This window comes from Allotamlana fucoidanivorans, assembly GCF_006265225.1.
Classification (GTDB): Bacteria; Bacteroidota; Bacteroidia; order Flavobacteriales; family Flavobacteriaceae; genus Allotamlana; species Allotamlana fucoidanivorans.
Genome location: NZ_VDCS01000005.1, coordinates 103,320 through 122,816, shown reverse-complemented (window position 1 = coordinate 122,816; position 19,497 = coordinate 103,320). Strand labels below are relative to the sequence as shown.

The window sequence follows — 19,497 nt, the reverse complement described above, 5'->3', positions numbered from 1 at the left end:
GAAGAGCTATCTATATAGGTAGCTCTTCTTTTTGTTTAAAACTCTTTATAACTTCACTTTAAAAAAGTGTAAATTCTACCTATTTTTATAGACTTATTATTTTGTTAATAGCAGAAACAAAACCTGGATAAAATTTATGTACTTAATCTTCGATACAGAAACTACTGGCTTACCAAAACGTTGGGATGCTCCAATTACAGATGTTGATAATTGGCCAAGATGTATTCAAATAGCTTGGCAGCTGCATGATGCCATGGGAAACTGTATTGATAGTCAAGATTATTTGGTGCGCCCAGACGGATTTAATATCCCTTATGATGCAGAAAAAATCCACGGAATTTCTACTGATTTAGCCCAAGAAGAAGGCGTGCCATTGTCAGAGGTTTTAGAAAAATTTAATGCCGTACTAGGCAAATCAAAATTTGTTGTTGGGCAAAATGTGCAGTTTGATCTGAATATCATGGGGGCAGAGTTTGTACGTGAACAGGTAGATAACAATTTGCAAGAACTTCCAGTTTTAGATACCTGTACAGAGCATACGGCCGAATTGTGTCAAATTCCTGGTGGGCGTTACGGAAAATTTAAATTACCTACTTTAACAGAACTGCACGAGTTTTTGTTTAATGAGCCCTTTGCTGAAGCACATAATGCCACTGCCGATGTTGAAGCCACAACACGCTGTTTCCTAGAATTGGTGCGTTTAGAAGAATACACAAAAGAGCAGCTTGATGTTCAGCCCGATTATTTTGAGAAATTCAAGGAAGCCAATCCAGAGCCTATACAGCTTATAGGTTTAAAGCATATCAACCTCAAAAAAGCGAGTGCCAAGTTAAGAGAACGCCTAAAAAAAGCTGAGTCTAGTATCTCATCAGAGGCTATAAAACAGAATATTTCAGATTTAGCCGATGTTGATTTTGTGCATCTTCACAACCATTCACAATTTTCGGTGTTACAATCTACTATGGGGGTTGCAGATATTGTTTCGGCTGCCGCTCAATATAATATGCCAGCAGTAGCTCTTACAGATCATGCTAATATGATGGGGGCATTTCACTTTATCAATGCTGTAAATAGACACAATAGTGGTGTTAAGACCAAGATTGCAGAGGCAGAAGCCTCTGGAGAAGCGGTTGAAGCTAAGGAAATAAAACCGATTGTGGGTTGTGAATTTTTTGTGTGTAGTGATCATTTAGACAAGTCAAGAAAAGATAATGGTTACCAAATAGTACTGATTGCAAAGAATAAAAACGGCTATCATAATTTAGCAAAGTTATCATCGCATGCCTTTGTTGATGGGTTTTATTATGTACCTAGAATTGATAAAAAACTTATTCAGCAATATAAAGAAGATCTAATAGTTTTAACAGGGAACTTGTATGGGGAAGTGCCAAGTAAAGTGCTTAATGTTGGTGAGAACCAAGCTGAAGAAGCGCTTATTTGGTGGAAAAATGAATTTGGAGATGATTTATACGTAGAAGTGATGCGTCACAATCAGGAGGATGAAAATCGGGTTAATCCTACTTTGATAAAATTAGCTAAAAAACATGATTTAAAAATAGTTGCATCCAATAACACCTACTATCAAAAACAAGAAGATGCTAATGCGCATGATATTTTATTATGTGTAAGAGATGGAGAAAAGCAAGCCACACCAATAGGTCGCGGCCGTGGCTATCGTTATGGTTTACCAAATCAGGAGTACTATTTTAAGTCTTCTGAGGCCATGAAAGAATTGTTTAAGGATATTCCTGAAGCAATATTGAATATTCAAGGCTTAGTTGATAAAATAGAAGCTTTTCAGCTGGCACGAGATGTGCTTTTACCTGCCTTTGATATTCCTGAGGAGTTTAAACATGAGGAAGATTTAGTTGATGGTGGTAAACGTGGTGAAAATGCCTTTTTGAGACACCTAACTTACGAAGGCGCGAAAAAACGTTATGGCGAACCACTTGGTGAAGAAGTGATTGAGCGCCTTGATTTTGAACTTAACGTTATCGAGAAAACAGGCTATCCAGGCTATTTCTTGATTGTTGAAGACTTTATTCGTGAAGCACGAAATATGGATGTGTCGGTTGGTCCTGGGCGTGGTTCTGCTGCTGGTTCCGTGGTGGCTTATTGCCTATGGATTACCAACATAGATCCTATGAAGTACGATTTGCTTTTTGAGCGTTTCTTAAATCCAGATCGTGTGAGTATGCCCGACATTGATATCGATTTTGATGACGAAGGCCGAAGTCGAGTTATGGATTACGTTATTGAAAAGTATGGTGCCAATCAGGTAGCGCAAATTATTACTTACGGAACCATGGCCGCGAAGTCCTCCATTCGTGATACCGCTCGTGTGCTTGATTTGCCATTGTTTGATGCGGATAGAATTGCCAAGCTTATCCCTAATATGTCTAAATTAAATAAGATTTTTGGTTTAGATGAGAAAGCTTTAGCTTCTAAATTTAGGTCTGAAGAATTAGAAAAAGTTAATGAGCTTTTAAATATTGCAGATGGTTCAGATTTACAAGCCGAAACTTTAAATCTGGCAAGAACCCTAGAAGGCTCCGTTAGAAATACTGGTATTCATGCTTGTGGGGTAATCATCACTCCAGATGATATTACCAAGTTTGTACCAGTGTCTGTGGCCAAAGACTCCGATTTGTACGTAACGCAGTTTGACAACTCTGTTGTAGAATCGGCGGGTCTGTTAAAAATGGATTTTTTAGGGTTAAAAACCTTAACTCTTATAAAAGATACGGTTAAAATTGTAAAGGCTAAACATGGGATTCAGCTTGATCCGGAAAATTTTCCTTTAGATGATGAGGAAACTTATGCTTTATTCCAAAGGGGAGAAACCGTAGGGGTGTTTCAATACGAATCTCCTGGGATGCAAAAACATCTTAGAGATTTAAAGCCTACTGTTTTTGAAGATTTAATTGCCATGAATGCCTTGTATCGTCCTGGCCCTATGGAGTATATTCCAAGTTTCGTACGCAGAAAACATGGTGATGAAGAGATAGAGTACGATTTGCCTGCCATGGAAGAATACCTTAAAGAAACGTACGGTATTACGGTTTACCAAGAGCAGGTGATGTTGCTGTCTCAAAAACTTGCCGATTTTACCAAAGGTGAAGCTGATGTACTGCGTAAGGCCATGGGTAAAAAACAGATTGCAGTGCTGGATAAAATGAAGCCAAAATTCATTGAACAGGCAAGTGCTAATGGTCATGACGCTAAAATTTTAGAGAAAGTTTGGAAAGACTGGGAGGCCTTTGCGAGCTATGCGTTTAATAAGTCGCACTCTACCTGTTACGCTTGGATTGCCTATCAAACAGCTTATTTAAAAGCGCATTATCCTGCCGAGTATATGGCTGCGGTGCTTTCCAATAACATGAATGACATAAAACAGGTTACGTTCTTTATGGAAGAGTGTAAACGTATGAAGTTAGATGTATTAGGCCCAGATGTTAACGAAAGTTACTATAAATTTTCAGTAAATAAAGATGGCGCGGTTCGTTTTGGTATGGGGGCTATTAAAGGGGTTGGTCATGGTGCGGTAAAAACTATTGTAGAACATAGAAAAGAGGATGGGCCGTATAGATCTATTTTTGATTTAGCCAAACGCATTGATTTGCGCGCAGCTAATAAAAAGGCTTTTGAAAATTTGGCTTTAGCTGGAGGCTTTGATGGATTGGGTAGTACACACCGAGCGCAATATTTTCATGATGATGGCAGTGGAATTACTTTTTTAGAAAAAGCCATAAAATACGCTCAGAAATACAAAGAAAATGAGAATTCAGCTCAGGTGAGTTTGTTTGGAGAAGCCAGTGATGTTCAAATTCCAGAACCTGAAGTGCCACCTTGTGAAGAATGGGGCACCATGGAAAAACTGAGTAAAGAACGTGAGGTGGTTGGGGTTTATATTTCTGGTCATCCGTTAGATGATTTTAAAACCGAAATGAATACCTTTTGCAATGCCGTGGTGGGTATGTTTAATAATCTTGAGCCTTATGTAAATAGAGAGTTGGTTTTTGGTGGCGTGGTTACCGATGTACAACACCGTGTAAGCAAACAAGGTAAAGGTTGGGCTCTTTTTACTATTGAAGATTATAATGATAGTTATGAATTCAGAATTTTTGGCGAGGAGTATCTAAAATACAGGCACTTCTTGTTGCAGAATAATTTTGTGTTTGTAAAGACCTTTGTAAGAGAAGGGTGGACGAATAAGGACACTGGGAAAAAGAGTGACCCTAGGTTGCAGTTTAACAGTTTTCAGTTACTGCATGATGTGATGGAACAATATGCCAAGAAACTGTCTATTCAGCTGGATATAAATGATTTGAATGAGCAAAAAATTACAGACTTAAAAGAGTTAATTCATATGCATCCAGGAAATCAAGCGCTTAATTTTGTGGTTTATGACGCCAAAGAAAAAATGAAGCTTAATATGCCAAGTAGAAGGCAAAAGGTAAAAGTTTGTCAGGAGTTACTTGATGAACTGCAATCTCAGGATGTTAAATTTAAGTTGAATTAGTCCGTTAATTCAAATTCAGGACAATCAATGCGAATTTCAACAGTTTGTAGCTGTTTTTCTAATAAATTGCAGTAGTGTTGGTCTTTATTTTTTTGATAATATCTGCACCTATAACAAGTACGCTGTACGGTAAGTATCCCTAGTTTGTTAAGTTTGAAAATGAGTTCGCTTAGTATTTTAAATGTTTGTTCTAAGCTATAAGCATCACTGTTTGATAATTGTTTCTTTAAGGGTTCAGCATAGTGTTCTGTTTCCTTTACAATAGCGTGTCCTGTATGAGATAATTGTATGCTATAACTTCTACTATCAGTGGTTGAGTGCGCTTTGTTAATGAGTTCTTTTTTAATCAAAACACGAACCGCATCACTAATGGTTGGTTTAGTTAAGTTAAATTCTTTAGCTAAGTGACTAACATTGCAAAAATTTAATGTATGGTGTTTTATAAAAATCAGAATTTGAATTTGAATAGGACTCAAGCCTAGTGTTTTAGCTTTTTCCCATAGTAGCACTTTAAAAGCTTCAGATATGCGCTCTAAACCGGCAACAATTTTACTTGAAATGTCCTCTTCTTGGGTGTATGGATTAAATATACTCATAAAAAAACCTGTCGAATTTCTTTTCGACAGGCTAAGTTAGTAATCCTAACTAATAAAAGCAAAAATTAAGCTTTTACATCTTCCATAGAAGCCCCAAAGTTGATATGCAAAACATTGCCGGTTGGGGTGACTAGAGCTGGTACAGATTTTACGCCTGCGTTTTCGGCTTCAGGAATTCTAGAAGCATCTTCACCAAAGTGAACGATTTCAACATTATCTTTTCCTATAAGTTTAATGATGTCATGCTCTGCACTAATGCATACTGGACACCCTGCGTGATAAAAAACGGATTTACTCATAATGATTAGTTTTAAAATTTATACACTATAAAAGTAATAAGGAATCCTAACTAAAACAAATAGTCTGTGTCTTTTTTGTTGTTTTCAAATGTTACGTGTTTTTTTCGTCTAAATAGAGGCTTAAATTATTTAATTTGTCAGTCCAGAATTGTTCATAGAATTTCAACCAGCTAGTGATTTCTTTCAATGCTTTTGGGTTGGCATTGCAATAGCGTTCACGACCTTGTGATTCAATATACACTAATCCAGCCTGTTCTAACGTTTTAATATGCTTTGTAATCCCTTGTCTTGTTATGTCAAATTGATTTGAAATTTGCGTGATAGACAAAGCAGAAGTGGCAATAACCAAGGCATGAAAAATATCACGCCTTGTTGGGTCTGCAATAGCTTTAAATAGTTTAGTGATTTTATCCTGCATTCACTTCTTCTTTTAAGTAGTTAGACAATTGAGAAAGACAATTTTCCCAGCCTCCATTAAAGCTTTCAAACATAGCAATAGCTGTTTCGCCTGCATAATTTCTAATTCCCGAATGTTCTAAGTTTAGCTTTGTGCCGTTTGGGGTTTCTTCCAATAACCAAGATACAGTCGTTTCTGTTTTTGTATCTGCAACAATCCAGGTATAAACCAAACGATAGGGGTTTGCGTACTTAATTTCACCATGTATTACAGTGCACCCTTTGTCATTGGGTTCAGCAGTAAACGTATATTTGTAGCCTTTTTCTGGTTTAAAATCTGCTTTTATAAACCATGTAGATAGTGCTTCGCCCTGTGAAATGGCCTGCCATACTTGATTAATATCATGCTTAAACAGGACTTCTTTTTTAATAACATCTTTCATTGTAATTCGTTTTTTGATTAATACGCAACTTTACGGTTGCTAAATTAATGTAAAATTTTCTATTAAGCAACTAAAAGGTTGCTTAATTTGTTTCACTTATAAAATTGTTATCTTTGCGCAAAGGATAGTAACGGTTTTTATTGCACAAAAAAGGGAGTTTAATAAGCAGTATGCTTTTTGTGAAACTGACTTGATTTTATACGAATAAACTTCTTGCTAGCAAAAAAGATAGCGCTGATAGCCTGGTTTATGCACCCTTACACAAAATACATAGTTCCTGTTAATTTAACTATAAGTAAAACAAATTGACAGATTGTAAGCTTAAGTGTTTTTTTTGACTAATTTTGTGTTATAAAAATAGAAACAGATTAAAATATAAATATTATGGCATTAGAAATTACAGATGCAACGTTTGAAGAAACGGTATTAAAAAGTGATAAGCCAGTTTTGGTGGATTTTTGGGCAGCATGGTGTGGACCTTGTAGAATGGTTGGACCAATCATTGAGCAAATTAGTGAGGAATATGATGGTAAAGCAGTAGTTGGAAAGGTTGATGTTGATGCTAACCAAGAGTTTGCTGCAAAGTATGGTGTACGTAATATACCAACAGTTTTGGTTTTTCAAAATGGAGAGGTAGTTGGCAGACAAGTTGGGGTTGCACCAAAGAATGCTTATACAGATGCCATTGATGGTCTTTTGTAAAAGATAATATAACGAAAAAGAAAAAGTAAAAGGTTTGTCATTATGGCAAACCTTTTTTTATTTTAGACACATTCAAAATATAAAACAATGAGCAAATTAAAGATACAAGATGCTATTGATGAAAAATTAATAGCACAGCGTAAAGTGTTTCTATGGGGGCAGGTAGATGACAAATCGGCCAAGCACGTTATAGATAGGTTGTTATACCTTGATGCTTTAGAGACGCAAGATATTCATTTATATATTAATAGTCCTGGTGGTTATGTAACTTCAGGGTTTGCTATATATGATACCATAAAGGCTTTAAATAGTGATGTGTCAACCATATGTACGGGGCTTGCTGCGTCAATGGGGTCTATATTACTTTCGGTAGGTACAAAAGGTAAACGTTTTATTCAGCCACATGCGCGGGTTATGATTCACCAGCCTAGCGGTGGCGCCAGAGGGCAAGCCAGTGATATTGAAATTACTGCTCAAGAAATTTTAAAAACTAAAGAATTAAGTGCGAAAATTTTGGCCGATAATTGTGGGCAAGATTTTGAGAAAGTGATGAAAGACTTTAATAGAGATCATTGGATGGGAGCCGAAGAATCTGTGGCTTATGGTATAGTTGATAAAGTGATTTAATTGAATTTACAATCAGAATTAAATAAAGCTGAAGGGTTTAAAAATCTTGAATTACTTGCTAAACAAGTGGTTGAAGGTTTTGTGGCGGGTATGCATAAAAGTCCGTTTCATGGGTTTTCTGCTGAGTTTGCCGAACATAAAATTTATAATCAAGGTGAAAGCACGCGGCATATCGACTGGAAGTTGTTCGCGAAAACCGATAAGCTTTATACCAAGCGCTATGATGATGAAACCAATTTACGTTGTCATATCATTATAGATAATAGTAGCTCAATGCATTATCCAGAGTTAAAAGCCTTTTCAATAGATCACTTAAATAAAATTGCTTTTTCGGCTTTGGCGGCAGCTTCTATGATGCATATACTAAAGAAGCAACGGGATGCGGTAGGATTGAGTATTTATAGTGATAGCTATGATTATTATGCGCCCGAAAAAGGCAGTGAACGCCACCATCAGATGCTTATAAATCATTTGAGTGAAGCCGTGGTGTCAAAGCCTAAAATGCGGCGAACAGAAACCTATAAGTATCTTCATGAAATTGCCGAAAAAATCCATAGACGCTCTATGATTTTTTTGTTTACTGATATGTTTCAAACCGTTGAAGATGACATTAAACTTTTTGAAGCTTTAAGACATTTAAAGTATAATAAACACGAGGTCATTTTGTTTCATGTGTTTGATGGTGAAAAAGAAGTAAACTTTCAATTTGATAATCAACCCAAACGATTTATTGATGTTGAAACGGGTGAGTCTATTAATTTGTATGCTGATTCAATAAAAGACAGTTATAGCCATGCGGTTAACACCTATTTTGAAGCGATAAAATTAAAATGTGCACAGTATAAAATTACTTATGTCGAAGCAGATATTCATAAAAAATTTAATAATATACTGACAACGTATTTGTTAGAACGTCAAAAATTTGCTTAGAGTTTAAATGAAAATGTTTAAGGCGGTTGTAAAAAGAAACTTTTTAAAAAAATATGTAAAAAAGTTAAAAAAAGGTTTGACAAATTAAAAAAGCCGTGTATATTTGCAACCGCAATAAAGCAACGGTCTGGTAGTTCAGTTGGTTAGAATGTCGCCCTGTCACGGCGAAGGTCGCGGGTTCGAGTCCCGTCCAGACCGCCAAATTGCTAAAAGCTCTAAGAGATTAGGGCTTTTTTTGGCAATATAAAGAAGTTGTGTTGTTCCTAGAGAAATCTAGGATGTAGTTTGCCAAAGTGATTTGGTAACCAATGGAAAGCTTTCCTTTTTTCTTTATTGAAAATGGGGATGCTTTTTTGTTTTAAGTGAGATTATATTAAAAAAGCTCTATATACAAAATAGCAAATGCTATAAATAAAACCATCCATCCAAAGGACTTTTTGAGGTTTGAGCCTTTAATGTAGGAAGAAAGGTAATGGCCAAAGAATATACCTGAGATTGATATAGTCGTAAAAATCAAAAGAAATCCCCAGTTTATTTCAGTATTTCCAAGGTCGCCCAAAAAACCAACCAACGATTTTATGGCAATAATAAACAATGTTGTAGCAACGGCCTTCTTCATTTCAATTTTCAACAATAGAACCAGAGCAGGAATAATGATAAAACCACCTCCAATACCAATAACACCAGTTAACAAACCAATTATAATCCCTATAATAACAATCAAGAGGTAGTTATGGTGAATTGGATTATAATTTGATTCAATTATTTTTTTCTTTTTAATCATAGAAGTGGCAGAAAATATCATAATTACTGCGAAAAATACCATAATGGCTATATCCTTTGTAATTACAAAGTCATTCACGGTGATTATCTCCATCGGAATTAGAGGCATTAAATACTTACGAACAACATAAACAGCCAAAAATGCTGGAATAGCAAAAACAACAGCTAGTTTATATTCTATCAATCCTTTCTTCCAATTATTTAGAGTTCCTATTGAAGAGGACGTCCCAACTACAAATAATGAGTATGCCGTGGTGGTTATTGGATTGATGTGGAACAAATAGGTTAAAATTGGAATGGCGATTATAGAACCTCCACCTCCCATTAAACCTAATGTCACACCAACAATCAGTGCTCCAATATATCCAAAAATTTCTATTAATTCCATTTTAAAATTCTTTGTTTAATAGTATTATATGCATTTTGCATGCCATGTATTGTAAGTTTCATAATATCAGTTACTTACAGTATTCGATTAAAAAAAAAGGTCATGATATTTAGTGAATTGACGATATTTCGTCATTGTTTTTATGATTTCTCGTGAATTTCCAAAAAGGTCGGCAAAGTATTATTTTAGATGAAGGATGCAAAAACACTGATTTTCGGGAAAGCATAGCAGACCCAATCAGAATACCAAATTGCTAAAAACTCTAAGAAATTAGGCTTTTTTTGGAATAGTAAGAAGTTGTGTTGTTTCTGGAGAAAGCCAGGGTGTAGTGTGCCAAAGTGATTTGGTATCAATGGAGAGCTTCCCTTTTCTTTACAGAAAATGGATGCTTTTTCTTATGTATACAAGCGAAAGGTAATGGGTTTACAGTTAATCATATCGTTAATTTTTGTGGTTAGCTTTTAGGTTGAAGAGTGAGAAACTAATGCTTCAAACCTTAGTAAAATGTGATGTTATATAAACCAAAATGAAAATATAATCGTACATATTGTGATTACCCTAAATCAAAATATTATGAAACATTTACTTTTGTTAATTCTACTTTTTAGTGTTTATACGGCTTCGGCACAAATTTCGTTTAGAACGGGAAGTGTAACTCTTGATGCCGATTTGAATATAGTAAACACCCAAGGGCGTTCAAACTTAAACGCTTTTTATAGCGATATGAGATTGTTTTACAATATCTCAGAAAACAAACTTAATTACATGGGAGCAACGTTGAACATGGTGCCGGGTGAAATCTTTTTGTCTCTAGAGATTTCTAGGGTGGCAAGAGTCTCAATAGATAGGGTTTTAACAGTTTATAAAGGACATAAATCTCAAGGGTGGGGAGCTATTGCCAAACAGTTGGGCATAAAACCAGGTTCAGCTGAGTTTCATGAATTGAAAAAAGGCACTGGAAAAAAAACAAATAGAGGACAGGGAAGAAAACAAAAAAAAGATAAGCACAAAGGCAAGCATTAAGAGATATAATGTGCTTTTTATAATAGAGAATCTGTTCTTTTATTAGAAACATAAATTTTATTAATTTAGTGAATACTAATCAAATACAAATTTTATGTTTGATTCCTATCAACATTTTTTGCAAACACCTGGCTATAACAAAATAATTGGAGAAGATTATTTAATTGTAGAGTTTAAGTGTCCTATAAAGGAAGAATTGTTTACAGCTTGGTCTGAATGCCACAGTGTGGTTTATGTATTGAGTGGCCAAAAAAAATGGATAACTCCTGCAAACGACTATCTGGTAAAAGAAAATCAATCCATTTTTGTTAGAAAAGGAGCGTTTAAAAATCAGCAATATTTTGAGGAAGGTTTTTGCGTGCTCATGTTTTTTATGAAAGATGATTTTATTAGAAGATGTGTAAAAGAAGATATTAGTAGCGAAATAAAAACGTTAAAACAAATAAGCCATCCAAATTTTATTTATAGAATTCATGTTTCTGAAAGCTTAGAAACCTTATACCATTCCTTTTTTTCTTATTTGAAAGAAGGTAAGCAAATTTCACAAAAAATAATTGAATTAAAATTCAGGGAAATGTTGCTTAATATTTGTTCAAGTCAAAGTAATAGTGATATTAAGAACGTTTTTTATACCATTGCCCAAAATGTTGATGGAACCATAGAACGCGTTATGGAAGAACAATTTATCTATAATCTAAAAGTAGATGAATTTGCTAGGTTGTGTGGAAAAAGTATGTCTTCGTTTAAAAGAGAATTTCAAAAAATATACAATACAACACCAGGAAAATGGCTTTTAGCAAAACGACTAAATTTGGCAAGCAACTTAATGTTGAGTACAGACTTTACTATTCAACAGATATGTTATGATTGCGGTTTTGAAAGCGATTCTCATTTTATACGAAGTTTTAAAAATGAGTTTGGGGTAACACCTAAGCAATGGAAAAATTCAAAAAAAGCACGTCTTAATGATGCCGTTTAACCATTAAAATTTTGTTTCATTAAATAATACCCTTTTAGTTTTTCGCTGTTTTTTCTGTTCCTGAAAGTTGTTCCAATCAGACCTTTTTAGCCTGATAAAAATGGTGTGAATCAATAGCGTTGTGCCACTAAAAAAAGCTCCAGAAAACAAATAGGTAAAGAAAGTACTTAATAGAGGATGGCATCCCTCACAAGTAACTTTAACAGGAGTTTCTGTAAGTAATGACACCAATATGCCAACCCAAAAAGGTAAACATTGCATACAACTGGTTAAATGTTTCCAGAAATTCGGACTATGTTTTTCGGCCAAATCTCGTAAAGGTTCAAATAGCTTGCCTATTGTGATAATGGCTGATATGCCATAAACGGTGAATATGATTATTAATATATCCATGTGATTTATTTTAAGATTACTAGAAAATCTAATTAAAAATGCAAGTCTTCCTTTTTGGAATTCACTTTATTCTTTTAGAAAACTTGCATTTTGATTTTATTAAGTAGTGATATTAGGATGGCTTAAATATTGCATTTAAGTATTTTTTAGCTTTAGCCAAGCCGCATGACCGCCTTCTAAGTTATGTACATTATTAACGCCTTTTTCTTGAGCTTTTAAAGCCGCCATATAAGACATAACACCTCCTGTGCAGCAAAATAAAAAGGGGCCATCATTCTCAAAAAGCGGATTGTAATCTTGGTGTTCTTTGTTGATCACGTTTTCAATAGTCTCGAAAGGAATATTAATAGCACCTGGAATACCACCTTGGGTGTCAATACCTTTGGCGTTTCTTACATCTATAATGTTAAATCGACCTTCGGCTATAATCGCATCTAAATCTTTAGCACTTACTTGGGGAATGGCTTCGTTGAATGTTTTTACGTTGGAATGATTCATGATTTTTAGTTTTAAATTGAAATCACTTCGGCACCTTCTAATATTAATTGGTGTAAGGCGCCTGAGCCTATAAGTTCAATGCCATCAATAAGATTATCAACAGAATACCCTCTTACTTCGGCACATGGAGGACATACCATAATTCTACATTTGTTATGAACTACGGCGTCAATCATTTCTTTCATTGTAGGATCTTTAGGGTTGAGGTGTACATTGTCGGCTGCTCCTTTTCTAACCCAGTCAACTCCTGCACTAACAAGAAAAATGCTTACGTCTAATCCAGATTTGATGCCTCCATTTGCAATGCTCCATGCTACAGATGCTCTTTCGTCATCTAACCCGTAGCTTATTAATACGACTAATTTTTGTTTTGTACTCATGATTGTTTTATTTAATTGATTAATAATTGTTTATGGTACAAATGTATAGGCGATTTGTGAGTGTGAGTTGATTCAAAAGTTCAAAAAATAACCTGACTAGTCCATATTAAAAAAATGACCTTTAAACAGGATAAAATATGAGGCGTAGTATATAGAAGATATGAAAAGGAGCTCATAGTAGATGAAGGTTAAAATGATTTCCAAGCCTATACCATGCTAATAGTAAAGATTATTGGTTTTAAATTTACAACTGATGTGGTTGTTGAACTTGCTTATTCAAGCGGGCGGATGATAGTAGGAAACCATATTCATGTAAAAGAGACTGTCTAAAAAAATTGATGTCATGTAAATATAATGAAGGCATCTTTAGCATTCTGGTTGGTTACTATAAGATTACTTCATCCCTAAACTATGGGATTTAAATGACATCAATTTTTTCAGACAGCCTCTTAGAATTAAAAGAGATTAAAACTAAAACGATGAACTATGAAAACCTTTTTAATTCATTTTAATGCGTTTTTTGTTCATTAATCACAAGCTTCCCAATTATGAATGGTGTTGTTACTGCCAAGATTTCTAACCATGTCGCAAACAGTTAATCTGGCTGGAAACTTCATCTCATGTACATAATTATTAGAAGATCCAGGGTTCATAAATACGGCTCCAGGGCCATTGCTGTTTTCAGTCCATCCTGGTAAACCATTGTCCCTGTAATCGTTTTGAATAATGTTGCAATGGGTTGAGTTATTTATAACTATAGCTGCATTTCCAGGTTGACAATCAACAAAGCTAGTGTTGGTAATCGTCGCATTTTGAGAAGCAACTATTAAGATTTGCCACCACCAGTTGGAATTTTTTATCATACAATCGGTAATGGTTGGCGCCGAGGCCATTTCCCAAAAGACCATACCACGGGCGAGACCCCTTCCTTGAGGATTGGTGGCATCATGACAATTTATCTCAACATTGGATATCATGATATCTGAGTCATTTGCTCTTCCTCCAGCTACACCTGTGCCTACTTTTTTAGCAGAGATCTGATCTATTAGTACTTTAGAGGCATCCCCAAAATCCATAAAGCTGATGGCATTCCAAGCTAAGTTTTCAAAATCAATATTTTTAATGGTAAGGGAGCTGCCTTGAGTTCTTGGTGGTGGTCCTGGTTGTCCTGGATTAAAATCACCCCAGGGCATTACATGGATGCCCCAGTTGAGATTGTAGCCAATTAAATTGCCACTAGCTTGAGATGCTTTTCCTTCTATCCTAATGTTATTAATATGAGCATTAAAGGAGCCTCCAATAAGTTCAAGAGCAACTCCTATAAAGGAAGGCCCGGAACCAGTCCCTCTTGGTGCATCATCTTTAATCAAAATTGCCAGATTTTTAATGGTTACATCTCCTGTTGGTTTGTCAAACTGAAATACATTTGGAACAAATCCACCCCAACCAGTCGAATGAACACCTGTAAAGCCTTCTGTATCCGATTTTCTACCAACATGGATCAAGGTTTTGTTTTTGCCTTCTCCTAAAAAGGCTCCGTTAAAGCCTTCAGTCCTAACACTTCTGCTTAGGTAATAATGATCTTTTGTGTTCATAAGGCCGTCCGATAAATACACGGTGCTTCCAGAAGCTTTAGCCAATTCTAGAGCAGCCTCAATGTTATTGGCATCTTCAACGCCTGACATGTCATTACTCGGCGCTACAATAATAGCATCAGACAAAGCATTGTAAGACAGATCTGCGTTACTAAGGTTTTGTTCATGTTCAAACATAATGTCTTCTTTATTACAAGAAATCAATACTAAAATTGATATTGTCAGTATGTAAATATTTTTTTTCATGGTTCAAATAGTTTTGATTAGTAAAAGTGAATAATACAATTGTAGATGTAGCTGTTTTTATAACCTGTAAGATTATAGACTTGTGCTTAAAGTCTTCCCAGTGATAAGTAATGCGCTCAAATTAATAGTTTTAGCCGTGTTTAAGTAGAAGGAGGCTTTTTTTTAAGGTCTGAAATGTTATTTAAATTAGTACGATTAGCGCTTCAAAACCTATTAAATATGTTGTATTTGCTTGTGGTTTTTTAACTTATTGTTACAATTATTTGTTGAAAATAATGGTGCCTTCCCAGGTGTGGTCAGTGCCTGTATCATCGTTTCTTACCAGACCATGCCATGTAAATTCACCATAGGCATTTTCAAATCTTCCAGTCCCTCCTGTAATAACCCATTTATCAAAGAACTCAAAAATATAATGCTCATGTTGGATTGGGATAAGTTTCCCATCAGATGTTGCCGATATATATAAAAGATCTCCATTAGCAGATTGCAATGGAATTGGTTCATTGTCTCCGCTGTATTCACCAAATCCACCTTCAAAATCAGGCATGCCATTTTGGTTTAAAACAACATGGAAACAAAATTTTAAGTCAATAGTAAATTCACCAACATGCGTGGCACTACCGTCACCTACTTGATGCTCCAATCCCCAAAAATCAGTTGGAGAAGTAGCAGAGCATATTACAGTAAGTGCATCTTCTGCCTGAGCTGTATGCAATTTGGATTTAAAAGGTACTTCCACGTGTTTGGAGGTTTTGGAATTCATTTCAGTTAAGTGGTCTTCAGTTATAAGGTCTTGGTTGTCTTGACAAGTCATTAAAGAATAGGTTAAACTGCCCAGTACAAATAATAATTTTAAAGTTTTCATAAGATGTTAGTTTAATTAAACAATGGCTTTATGGCTAAGGTTACTAGCCTTCTTAAAGTTAGTTTTTATTGAAATTAATGTCATTTGTGGTGTTGCAATGCTTAAAACATATGTTGCGAATCCTGTAAAATATGTTGATTGTGTTTGTATTGTATTGAATATATTGCTGTTAAGCGTTAATTTTTGTTGTGGGTTTATTTTTTGCGTATCTTAAAAGGACGTAAATTTTGGTGTGTTTTAGGTTATGAATTCTCAATCATCTTTAGGGCAATCCTTTGTTGAAAGGCTGAATAATATTTTAGAAGAAAATTATCATGACGAAAACTTTGGGGTGAACGATCTGGCTTCTAATATAGGGGTGAGCCGGTCTCAGCTTCATCGAAAATTAAAACGGTTAAATGGTGTTTCAACAAGTCAATATATTAAAATCTTTCGATTGCAAAAGGGTTATGAACTCTTAAAAGATTATGAAAAAAATGTTTCAGAAGTAGCCTATGCTGTTGGCTTTAATAGTCCTTCATATTTCACCAAGTGCTTTCAGCAGCATTATAAATGTTCGCCAGGCGAATTGAAGCATAAAACAGAAAATATTCATACAAATGCTGAGATTAATTTAAATCGAAATACCAAAAAAGCATATTTTCAGTTAGGAACTTTAAAATTACGTTCAGTTCATTTAGGTGTATTATTTTTTATCGCCTTAGGTATAGGTGTGTTTTATTTTTATGCAGGCAATACAAAAACCCAAAAACCCAAATCTATTGCCATACTGCCTTTAAAGGTAAATTCAAATTTAATGGATTCAGATGTTTTGTCTGAAGGCATTCATGACGGACTTACAAAATCATTAGGACAAATAAACCAGTTCAATGTATTGTCAAGAGCCACCACAGTAAAGTATAAGAATAGTAGCAAAACAAAAGCGAAGATTATAAAAGAGCTTGGTGTAGATTTTATAGTTTCTGGTGAGGTATATTATTCAGATAATGATAGTATGCGTTTAAATATAACCATTAATAAGGTTGATGGTGTAAATGCAGGGTCTATAAATTATAACACCTCATTAGAGCATATCGTTTCTATTCAAAATTTGGTGGCTCAAAAAATTGCAAAGCTTACGGGCATGCCCTATGTGTCCGAAAATCAATTTCATAGTGCTAACCATAGAGTAGTCAATACCAGTGCCTATAAGAATTATATTCGTGGTATGTATTATCTCCATAAATCATCTCAAGAAGATTTTGATAAAGGGCTACAATTTTTATATAAAGCATTAGATGATGATCCTGCCGAACCCTTGGCATATGCAGGATTGGCTTATGGTTACGTAATTTTGGGGCACAGTGCTTCACAGAATAAAGATGTTTTTGAAAAAGCATTAATGGCTGCAAATAGGGCTATAGAATTAGATACGTCGTTATTAGAAGCCTATGCTGCCATTGCAAGTATTCATATTTATCATGATAGAAACTGGTATGAAGCCGAAAAATTGTTTGATTATTTATTGACTAAAAACCCCAGTATGGCTAATGTGCATTATGATTATTCATGGTATTGTTTGCTAGTAGGCGATCGGGCAAAGGCTTTACAACATCATGAGTTGGCTGAAAAATTAGACCCATTAAACGCTAAGTATATAGCATGGTCAGGCTGGATGTTAGCTTATTATGGAGATTATAAAGGAGCCATGGAAAAAGTAGAAAGAGCATTAGAAATTGCACCCAATAATGCTATTGCTTATTTAGCTAAGGGTTTTATTTATAGACAACAAAATGATTTTTTGAATGCTAAAGAAGCCTATGGAAAGCTTTATGAAAACAGCCCAGGAATGGTAGCTTCTTTAGGAGGGATTTATGCAGAAATGGGCGATTTTGAAAAAGCCAATGAAATTATTGAACAAGTAAATAACTGGCCAAATTCACCATGGAAAAATTGGTCGTTAGCTGTGTTATATGCGCAATCTAATCAAGCTGAAATGGCTGTTAAGATGTTAGAAAAGGAACCAAAGCATGCCTTTGTAGCATGGGCTGCTGTAGTGCCTGCTTTTGATAAAATAAAAGATCATAAAGATTTTAAAACATTTGCGTCTAACCTCAAAATACCCGTTAGAAACAATCAAAACTTGTTGGTTCAAAAATAGGAAGCTGTTTATGAATTAAGGCTTCCTGAAATTCGAACTCCAATTTCCAGAATGGCGTTCACCAATAGATCAAAATCCTCATAACGTGTTCTATGGTTTGCAATAGCTACCCTCAGGCAATAGGTGCTTTGCAGACTGGTATACCCTATCATAGCCAATCCTTGTTCCTCTATTTGCAGTTTAATTTCCCTGTTTATGGCGTTCAGTTTTTCTTCAGATAAATAATTTACATGATATCTGAAACAAACAATATCAAGCCCAATAGGAGCAAGGAGTTCAAGTTGATTATGGTCTTTAATAAGACGGCCTAAATAATGTGCTTGATTGATGTTTTTGGTAATCATTCGGCCAAACTTTTTTGCACCATGTTCCTTTAGTGACATCCAAATTTTCAGAGCATTGAATCGTCTGGAGAGTTGTAAACCGTATTCGCTAAACCAATCTGAACCAGATCCGAGACCTCTGTCATGTTTTTCTAAATACTCAGGAATAACGGAAAAGGTGTTTTTGTGAGCCTCATGATTTTTTATTAACACACAACCTGCTTCAAAAGGCATGTGTAACCATTTGTGTAAATCTAAAGCTATAGAATCAGCCAGTTCAATGCCTGCTAATTGGGGTTTTGCTATGTCTGATAACACAGCAACAGCACCTATGGCTCCATCTACGTGAAACCATAGGGATTCTCTTTTGCAAATGTTAGAAAGCGCTTTTAAGTCATCAATAGCGCCCGTATTTATGGTGCCTGATGTACCAATAATGGCAAAAGGTACCAATCCTTTGTTTTTGTCTTTTGTAATCTGATCTTCCAACGTTGCTAAGTTTATGGTGTAGTCAGCGTTAACAGGAATTTTATGTAGACTTTCAGCTCCCAATCCTAATATTTCAAGTGCTTTTTGATTGCAACTATGAATTTCACTGGACCCATATATAACAAACTTATTTGCAGTTTCTTTTGTGATGCCTTTTTGCCGAACATCGTACCCTAGTTTTATATTTCGGGCAACGGTTAATGCTGTGAAATTGGCCATAGATCCGCCACTAACTAAAAGGCCACTCGAACTAGGGGGAAAGCGCATCATTTCTTTAATCCAATTAATTACCTGTTCTTCAACTTTATGACCTGCATGATTTCCTCCCCCTAAATTAGGATTCATCACCGAGGCCCAAAAGTCGCCTAAAAACCCAGAAACCGTGCCGCTACCCATATACCACGCCCAAAATCTGGGGTGAATATTTCCCATAGGAAAAGGTAGAATAGTGTTTTTAAACTGATGATAAACCTGTTCTAAGTTTGTTGACTCTTGTGGTAAAGGTGTTTCTAACTGCTTTATTTTCTCTAAAGGCATTTGTTCCCAAACGTGTCGTTGTCTTAAATTAGAAGTATAATCTATGGCATCATCAATCATTTGATGCATGAGTTTTCTTGTGGTTTCCCAATTTGTGGGATCTAAGGTTTCTTGTGATACGTCTTGTTGTTCTGCACCCATTTGATAAATTGTATTTAAAGAAATTTATTTAATTAAATCATGTTAATCAACAAACACACACGCTATGTGGTTTATTACTAGATGTTTTAAAGTTAGTATATTTATCAAGTAATTCAGATAAAATAAGCTAAGGAGTTTGTGTTTTCTTGTAGTTATGTAACATTTGTTACACAGCTTCATTTATATAAATTGTAATATGCAA

At 35.1% G+C, this 19,497-nt stretch carries 18 protein-coding genes and 1 tRNA gene; 8 read left to right on the top strand and 11 right to left on the bottom strand.

Annotation, left to right across the window (positions count from 1 at the left end; genetic code table 11):
• The first annotated feature begins 136 nt into the window (after window positions 1-136).
• Window positions 137-4,522 (top strand): DNA polymerase III subunit alpha, encoded by a 4,386-nt coding sequence (gene dnaE / locus FGF67_RS06140; protein ID WP_139695781.1) that lies wholly within the window; start codon window positions 137-139, stop codon window positions 4,520-4,522.
• On the opposite strand, the gene FGF67_RS06135 is transcribed toward dnaE, so the two are convergent.
• From FGF67_RS06135 to FGF67_RS06120, 4 genes are all read right to left on the bottom strand, one after another.
• On the bottom strand, window positions 4,519-5,118 hold the full coding sequence (locus FGF67_RS06135) for a MarR family winged helix-turn-helix transcriptional regulator (RefSeq protein ID WP_139695779.1): 600 nt from the start codon (window positions 5,116-5,118) through the stop codon (window positions 4,519-4,521). The genes dnaE and FGF67_RS06135 overlap by 4 nt on opposite strands.
• A gap of 65 nt (window positions 5,119-5,183) precedes the next feature.
• Window positions 5,184-5,417 carry a thioredoxin domain-containing protein gene (locus FGF67_RS06130; RefSeq protein ID WP_139695777.1) on the bottom strand — a complete coding sequence of 78 codons (234 nt, stop codon included), beginning with the start codon at window positions 5,415-5,417 and terminating at the stop codon, window positions 5,184-5,186.
• A gap of 91 nt (window positions 5,418-5,508) precedes the next feature.
• Complete coding sequence (locus FGF67_RS06125; protein WP_139695775.1) at window positions 5,509-5,835, bottom strand: ArsR/SmtB family transcription factor; 327 nt, start codon at window positions 5,833-5,835, stop codon at window positions 5,509-5,511.
• Window positions 5,825-6,256 carry an SRPBCC family protein gene (locus tag FGF67_RS06120; protein WP_139695773.1) on the bottom strand — a complete coding sequence of 144 codons (432 nt, stop codon included), beginning with the start codon at window positions 6,254-6,256 and terminating at the stop codon, window positions 5,825-5,827. Before FGF67_RS06120 ends, FGF67_RS06125 begins: the two co-directional genes overlap by 11 nt.
• A gap of 384 nt (window positions 6,257-6,640) precedes the next feature.
• Here FGF67_RS06120 and trxA point away from each other — a divergent pair, with 384 nt between their 5' ends.
• The 4 genes from trxA to FGF67_RS06100 all read left to right on the top strand — a co-directional run bounded on the left by trxA (window position 6,641) and on the right by FGF67_RS06100 (window position 8,716).
• On the top strand, window positions 6,641-6,958 hold the full coding sequence (gene trxA / locus FGF67_RS06115; RefSeq protein WP_139695772.1) for a thioredoxin: 318 nt from the start codon (window positions 6,641-6,643) through the stop codon (window positions 6,956-6,958).
• Between the two features lie 87 nt (window positions 6,959-7,045).
• Window positions 7,046-7,585, top strand: a complete 540-nt coding sequence (locus tag FGF67_RS06110) for a ClpP family protease (protein ID WP_139695769.1) — start codon at window positions 7,046-7,048, stop codon at window positions 7,583-7,585.
• Complete coding sequence (locus tag FGF67_RS06105) at window positions 7,586-8,515, top strand: DUF58 domain-containing protein (protein ID WP_139695767.1); 930 nt, start codon at window positions 7,586-7,588, stop codon at window positions 8,513-8,515.
• Window positions 8,516-8,639: 124 nt separating this feature from the next.
• Window positions 8,640-8,716: transfer RNA gene (locus tag FGF67_RS06100), tRNA-Asp, on the top strand.
• 172 nt (window positions 8,717-8,888) lie between these two features.
• Here FGF67_RS06100 and FGF67_RS06095 read toward each other — a convergent pair.
• On the bottom strand, window positions 8,889-9,686 hold the full coding sequence (locus FGF67_RS06095; protein ID WP_139695766.1) for a sulfite exporter TauE/SafE family protein: 798 nt from the start codon (window positions 9,684-9,686) through the stop codon (window positions 8,889-8,891).
• Between the two features lie 573 nt (window positions 9,687-10,259).
• On the opposite strand from FGF67_RS06095, the gene FGF67_RS06090 reads away from it, so the two are divergent.
• Window positions 10,260-10,709, top strand: coding sequence for a hypothetical protein (locus FGF67_RS06090; RefSeq protein WP_139695763.1), 450 nt, complete (start codon window positions 10,260-10,262; stop codon window positions 10,707-10,709).
• A 94-nt stretch (window positions 10,710-10,803) separates the two neighbouring features.
• Window positions 10,804-11,688 carry a helix-turn-helix domain-containing protein gene (locus tag FGF67_RS06085; protein ID WP_139695761.1) on the top strand — a complete coding sequence of 295 codons (885 nt, stop codon included), beginning with the start codon at window positions 10,804-10,806 and terminating at the stop codon, window positions 11,686-11,688.
• Between the two features lie 3 nt (window positions 11,689-11,691).
• On the opposite strand, the gene FGF67_RS06080 is transcribed toward FGF67_RS06085, so the two are convergent.
• From FGF67_RS06080 to FGF67_RS06060, 5 genes are all read right to left on the bottom strand, one after another.
• The gene (locus FGF67_RS06080) at window positions 11,692-12,081 is read right to left on the bottom strand and encodes a hypothetical protein (RefSeq protein ID WP_139695760.1); all 390 of its coding nucleotides are present in this window, start codon (window positions 12,079-12,081) and stop codon (window positions 11,692-11,694) included.
• A 135-nt stretch (window positions 12,082-12,216) separates the two neighbouring features.
• Window positions 12,217-12,579 (bottom strand): rhodanese-like domain-containing protein, encoded by a 363-nt coding sequence (locus FGF67_RS06075; protein ID WP_139695758.1) that lies wholly within the window; start codon window positions 12,577-12,579, stop codon window positions 12,217-12,219.
• Window positions 12,580-12,590: 11 nt separating this feature from the next.
• A complete protein-coding gene (locus tag FGF67_RS06070) occupies window positions 12,591-12,959 on the bottom strand; it encodes a DsrE family protein (protein WP_139695756.1) in 369 nt (122 codons plus the stop codon).
• A 527-nt stretch (window positions 12,960-13,486) separates the two neighbouring features.
• Window positions 13,487-14,800: a hypothetical protein gene (locus tag FGF67_RS06065; RefSeq protein ID WP_139695754.1), complete on the bottom strand. Its 1,314-nt coding sequence runs from the start codon at window positions 14,798-14,800 to the stop codon at window positions 13,487-13,489.
• 259 nt (window positions 14,801-15,059) lie between these two features.
• On the bottom strand, window positions 15,060-15,665 hold the full coding sequence (locus tag FGF67_RS06060) for a hypothetical protein (protein ID WP_139695752.1): 606 nt from the start codon (window positions 15,663-15,665) through the stop codon (window positions 15,060-15,062).
• A 244-nt stretch (window positions 15,666-15,909) separates the two neighbouring features.
• On the opposite strand from FGF67_RS06060, the gene FGF67_RS06055 reads away from it, so the two are divergent.
• Window positions 15,910-17,805, top strand: coding sequence for a helix-turn-helix domain-containing protein (locus tag FGF67_RS06055; protein ID WP_139695750.1), 1,896 nt, complete (start codon window positions 15,910-15,912; stop codon window positions 17,803-17,805).
• Window positions 17,806-17,813: 8 nt separating this feature from the next.
• Here the strand turns inward: FGF67_RS06055 and FGF67_RS06050 are convergent, their stop codons facing one another.
• On the bottom strand, window positions 17,814-19,295 hold the full coding sequence (locus FGF67_RS06050) for a pyridoxal phosphate-dependent decarboxylase family protein (RefSeq protein WP_139695748.1): 1,482 nt from the start codon (window positions 19,293-19,295) through the stop codon (window positions 17,814-17,816).
• Window positions 19,296-19,497: the final 202 nt, after the last annotated feature.

Excerpts from the sequence above, each read along its gene's own strand:
- dnaE (WP_139695781.1), top strand. The coding sequence starts at position 137 with ATGTACTTAATCTTCGATACAGAAACTACTGGCTTACCAAAACGTTGG.
- FGF67_RS06135 (WP_139695779.1), bottom strand. The coding sequence starts at position 5,118 with ATGAGTATATTTAATCCATACACCCAAGAAGAGGACATTTCAAGTAAA.
- FGF67_RS06130 (WP_139695777.1), bottom strand. The coding sequence starts at position 5,417 with ATGAGTAAATCCGTTTTTTATCACGCAGGGTGTCCAGTATGCATTAGT.
- FGF67_RS06125 (WP_139695775.1), bottom strand. The coding sequence starts at position 5,835 with ATGCAGGATAAAATCACTAAACTATTTAAAGCTATTGCAGACCCAACA.
- FGF67_RS06120 (WP_139695773.1), bottom strand. The coding sequence starts at position 6,256 with ATGAAAGATGTTATTAAAAAAGAAGTCCTGTTTAAGCATGATATTAAT.
- trxA (WP_139695772.1), top strand. The coding sequence starts at position 6,641 with ATGGCATTAGAAATTACAGATGCAACGTTTGAAGAAACGGTATTAAAA.
- FGF67_RS06110 (WP_139695769.1), top strand. The coding sequence starts at position 7,046 with ATGAGCAAATTAAAGATACAAGATGCTATTGATGAAAAATTAATAGCA.
- FGF67_RS06095 (WP_139695766.1), bottom strand. The coding sequence starts at position 9,686 with ATGGAATTAATAGAAATTTTTGGATATATTGGAGCACTGATTGTTGGT.
- FGF67_RS06090 (WP_139695763.1), top strand. The coding sequence starts at position 10,260 with ATGAAACATTTACTTTTGTTAATTCTACTTTTTAGTGTTTATACGGCT.
- FGF67_RS06085 (WP_139695761.1), top strand. The coding sequence starts at position 10,804 with ATGTTTGATTCCTATCAACATTTTTTGCAAACACCTGGCTATAACAAA.
- FGF67_RS06080 (WP_139695760.1), bottom strand. The coding sequence starts at position 12,081 with ATGGATATATTAATAATCATATTCACCGTTTATGGCATATCAGCCATT.
- FGF67_RS06075 (WP_139695758.1), bottom strand. The coding sequence starts at position 12,579 with ATGAATCATTCCAACGTAAAAACATTCAACGAAGCCATTCCCCAAGTA.
- FGF67_RS06070 (WP_139695756.1), bottom strand. The coding sequence starts at position 12,959 with ATGAGTACAAAACAAAAATTAGTCGTATTAATAAGCTACGGGTTAGAT.
- FGF67_RS06065 (WP_139695754.1), bottom strand. The coding sequence starts at position 14,800 with ATGAAAAAAAATATTTACATACTGACAATATCAATTTTAGTATTGATT.
- FGF67_RS06060 (WP_139695752.1), bottom strand. The coding sequence starts at position 15,665 with ATGAAAACTTTAAAATTATTATTTGTACTGGGCAGTTTAACCTATTCT.
- FGF67_RS06055 (WP_139695750.1), top strand. The coding sequence starts at position 15,910 with ATGAATTCTCAATCATCTTTAGGGCAATCCTTTGTTGAAAGGCTGAAT.
- FGF67_RS06050 (WP_139695748.1), bottom strand. The coding sequence starts at position 19,295 with ATGGGTGCAGAACAACAAGACGTATCACAAGAAACCTTAGATCCCACA.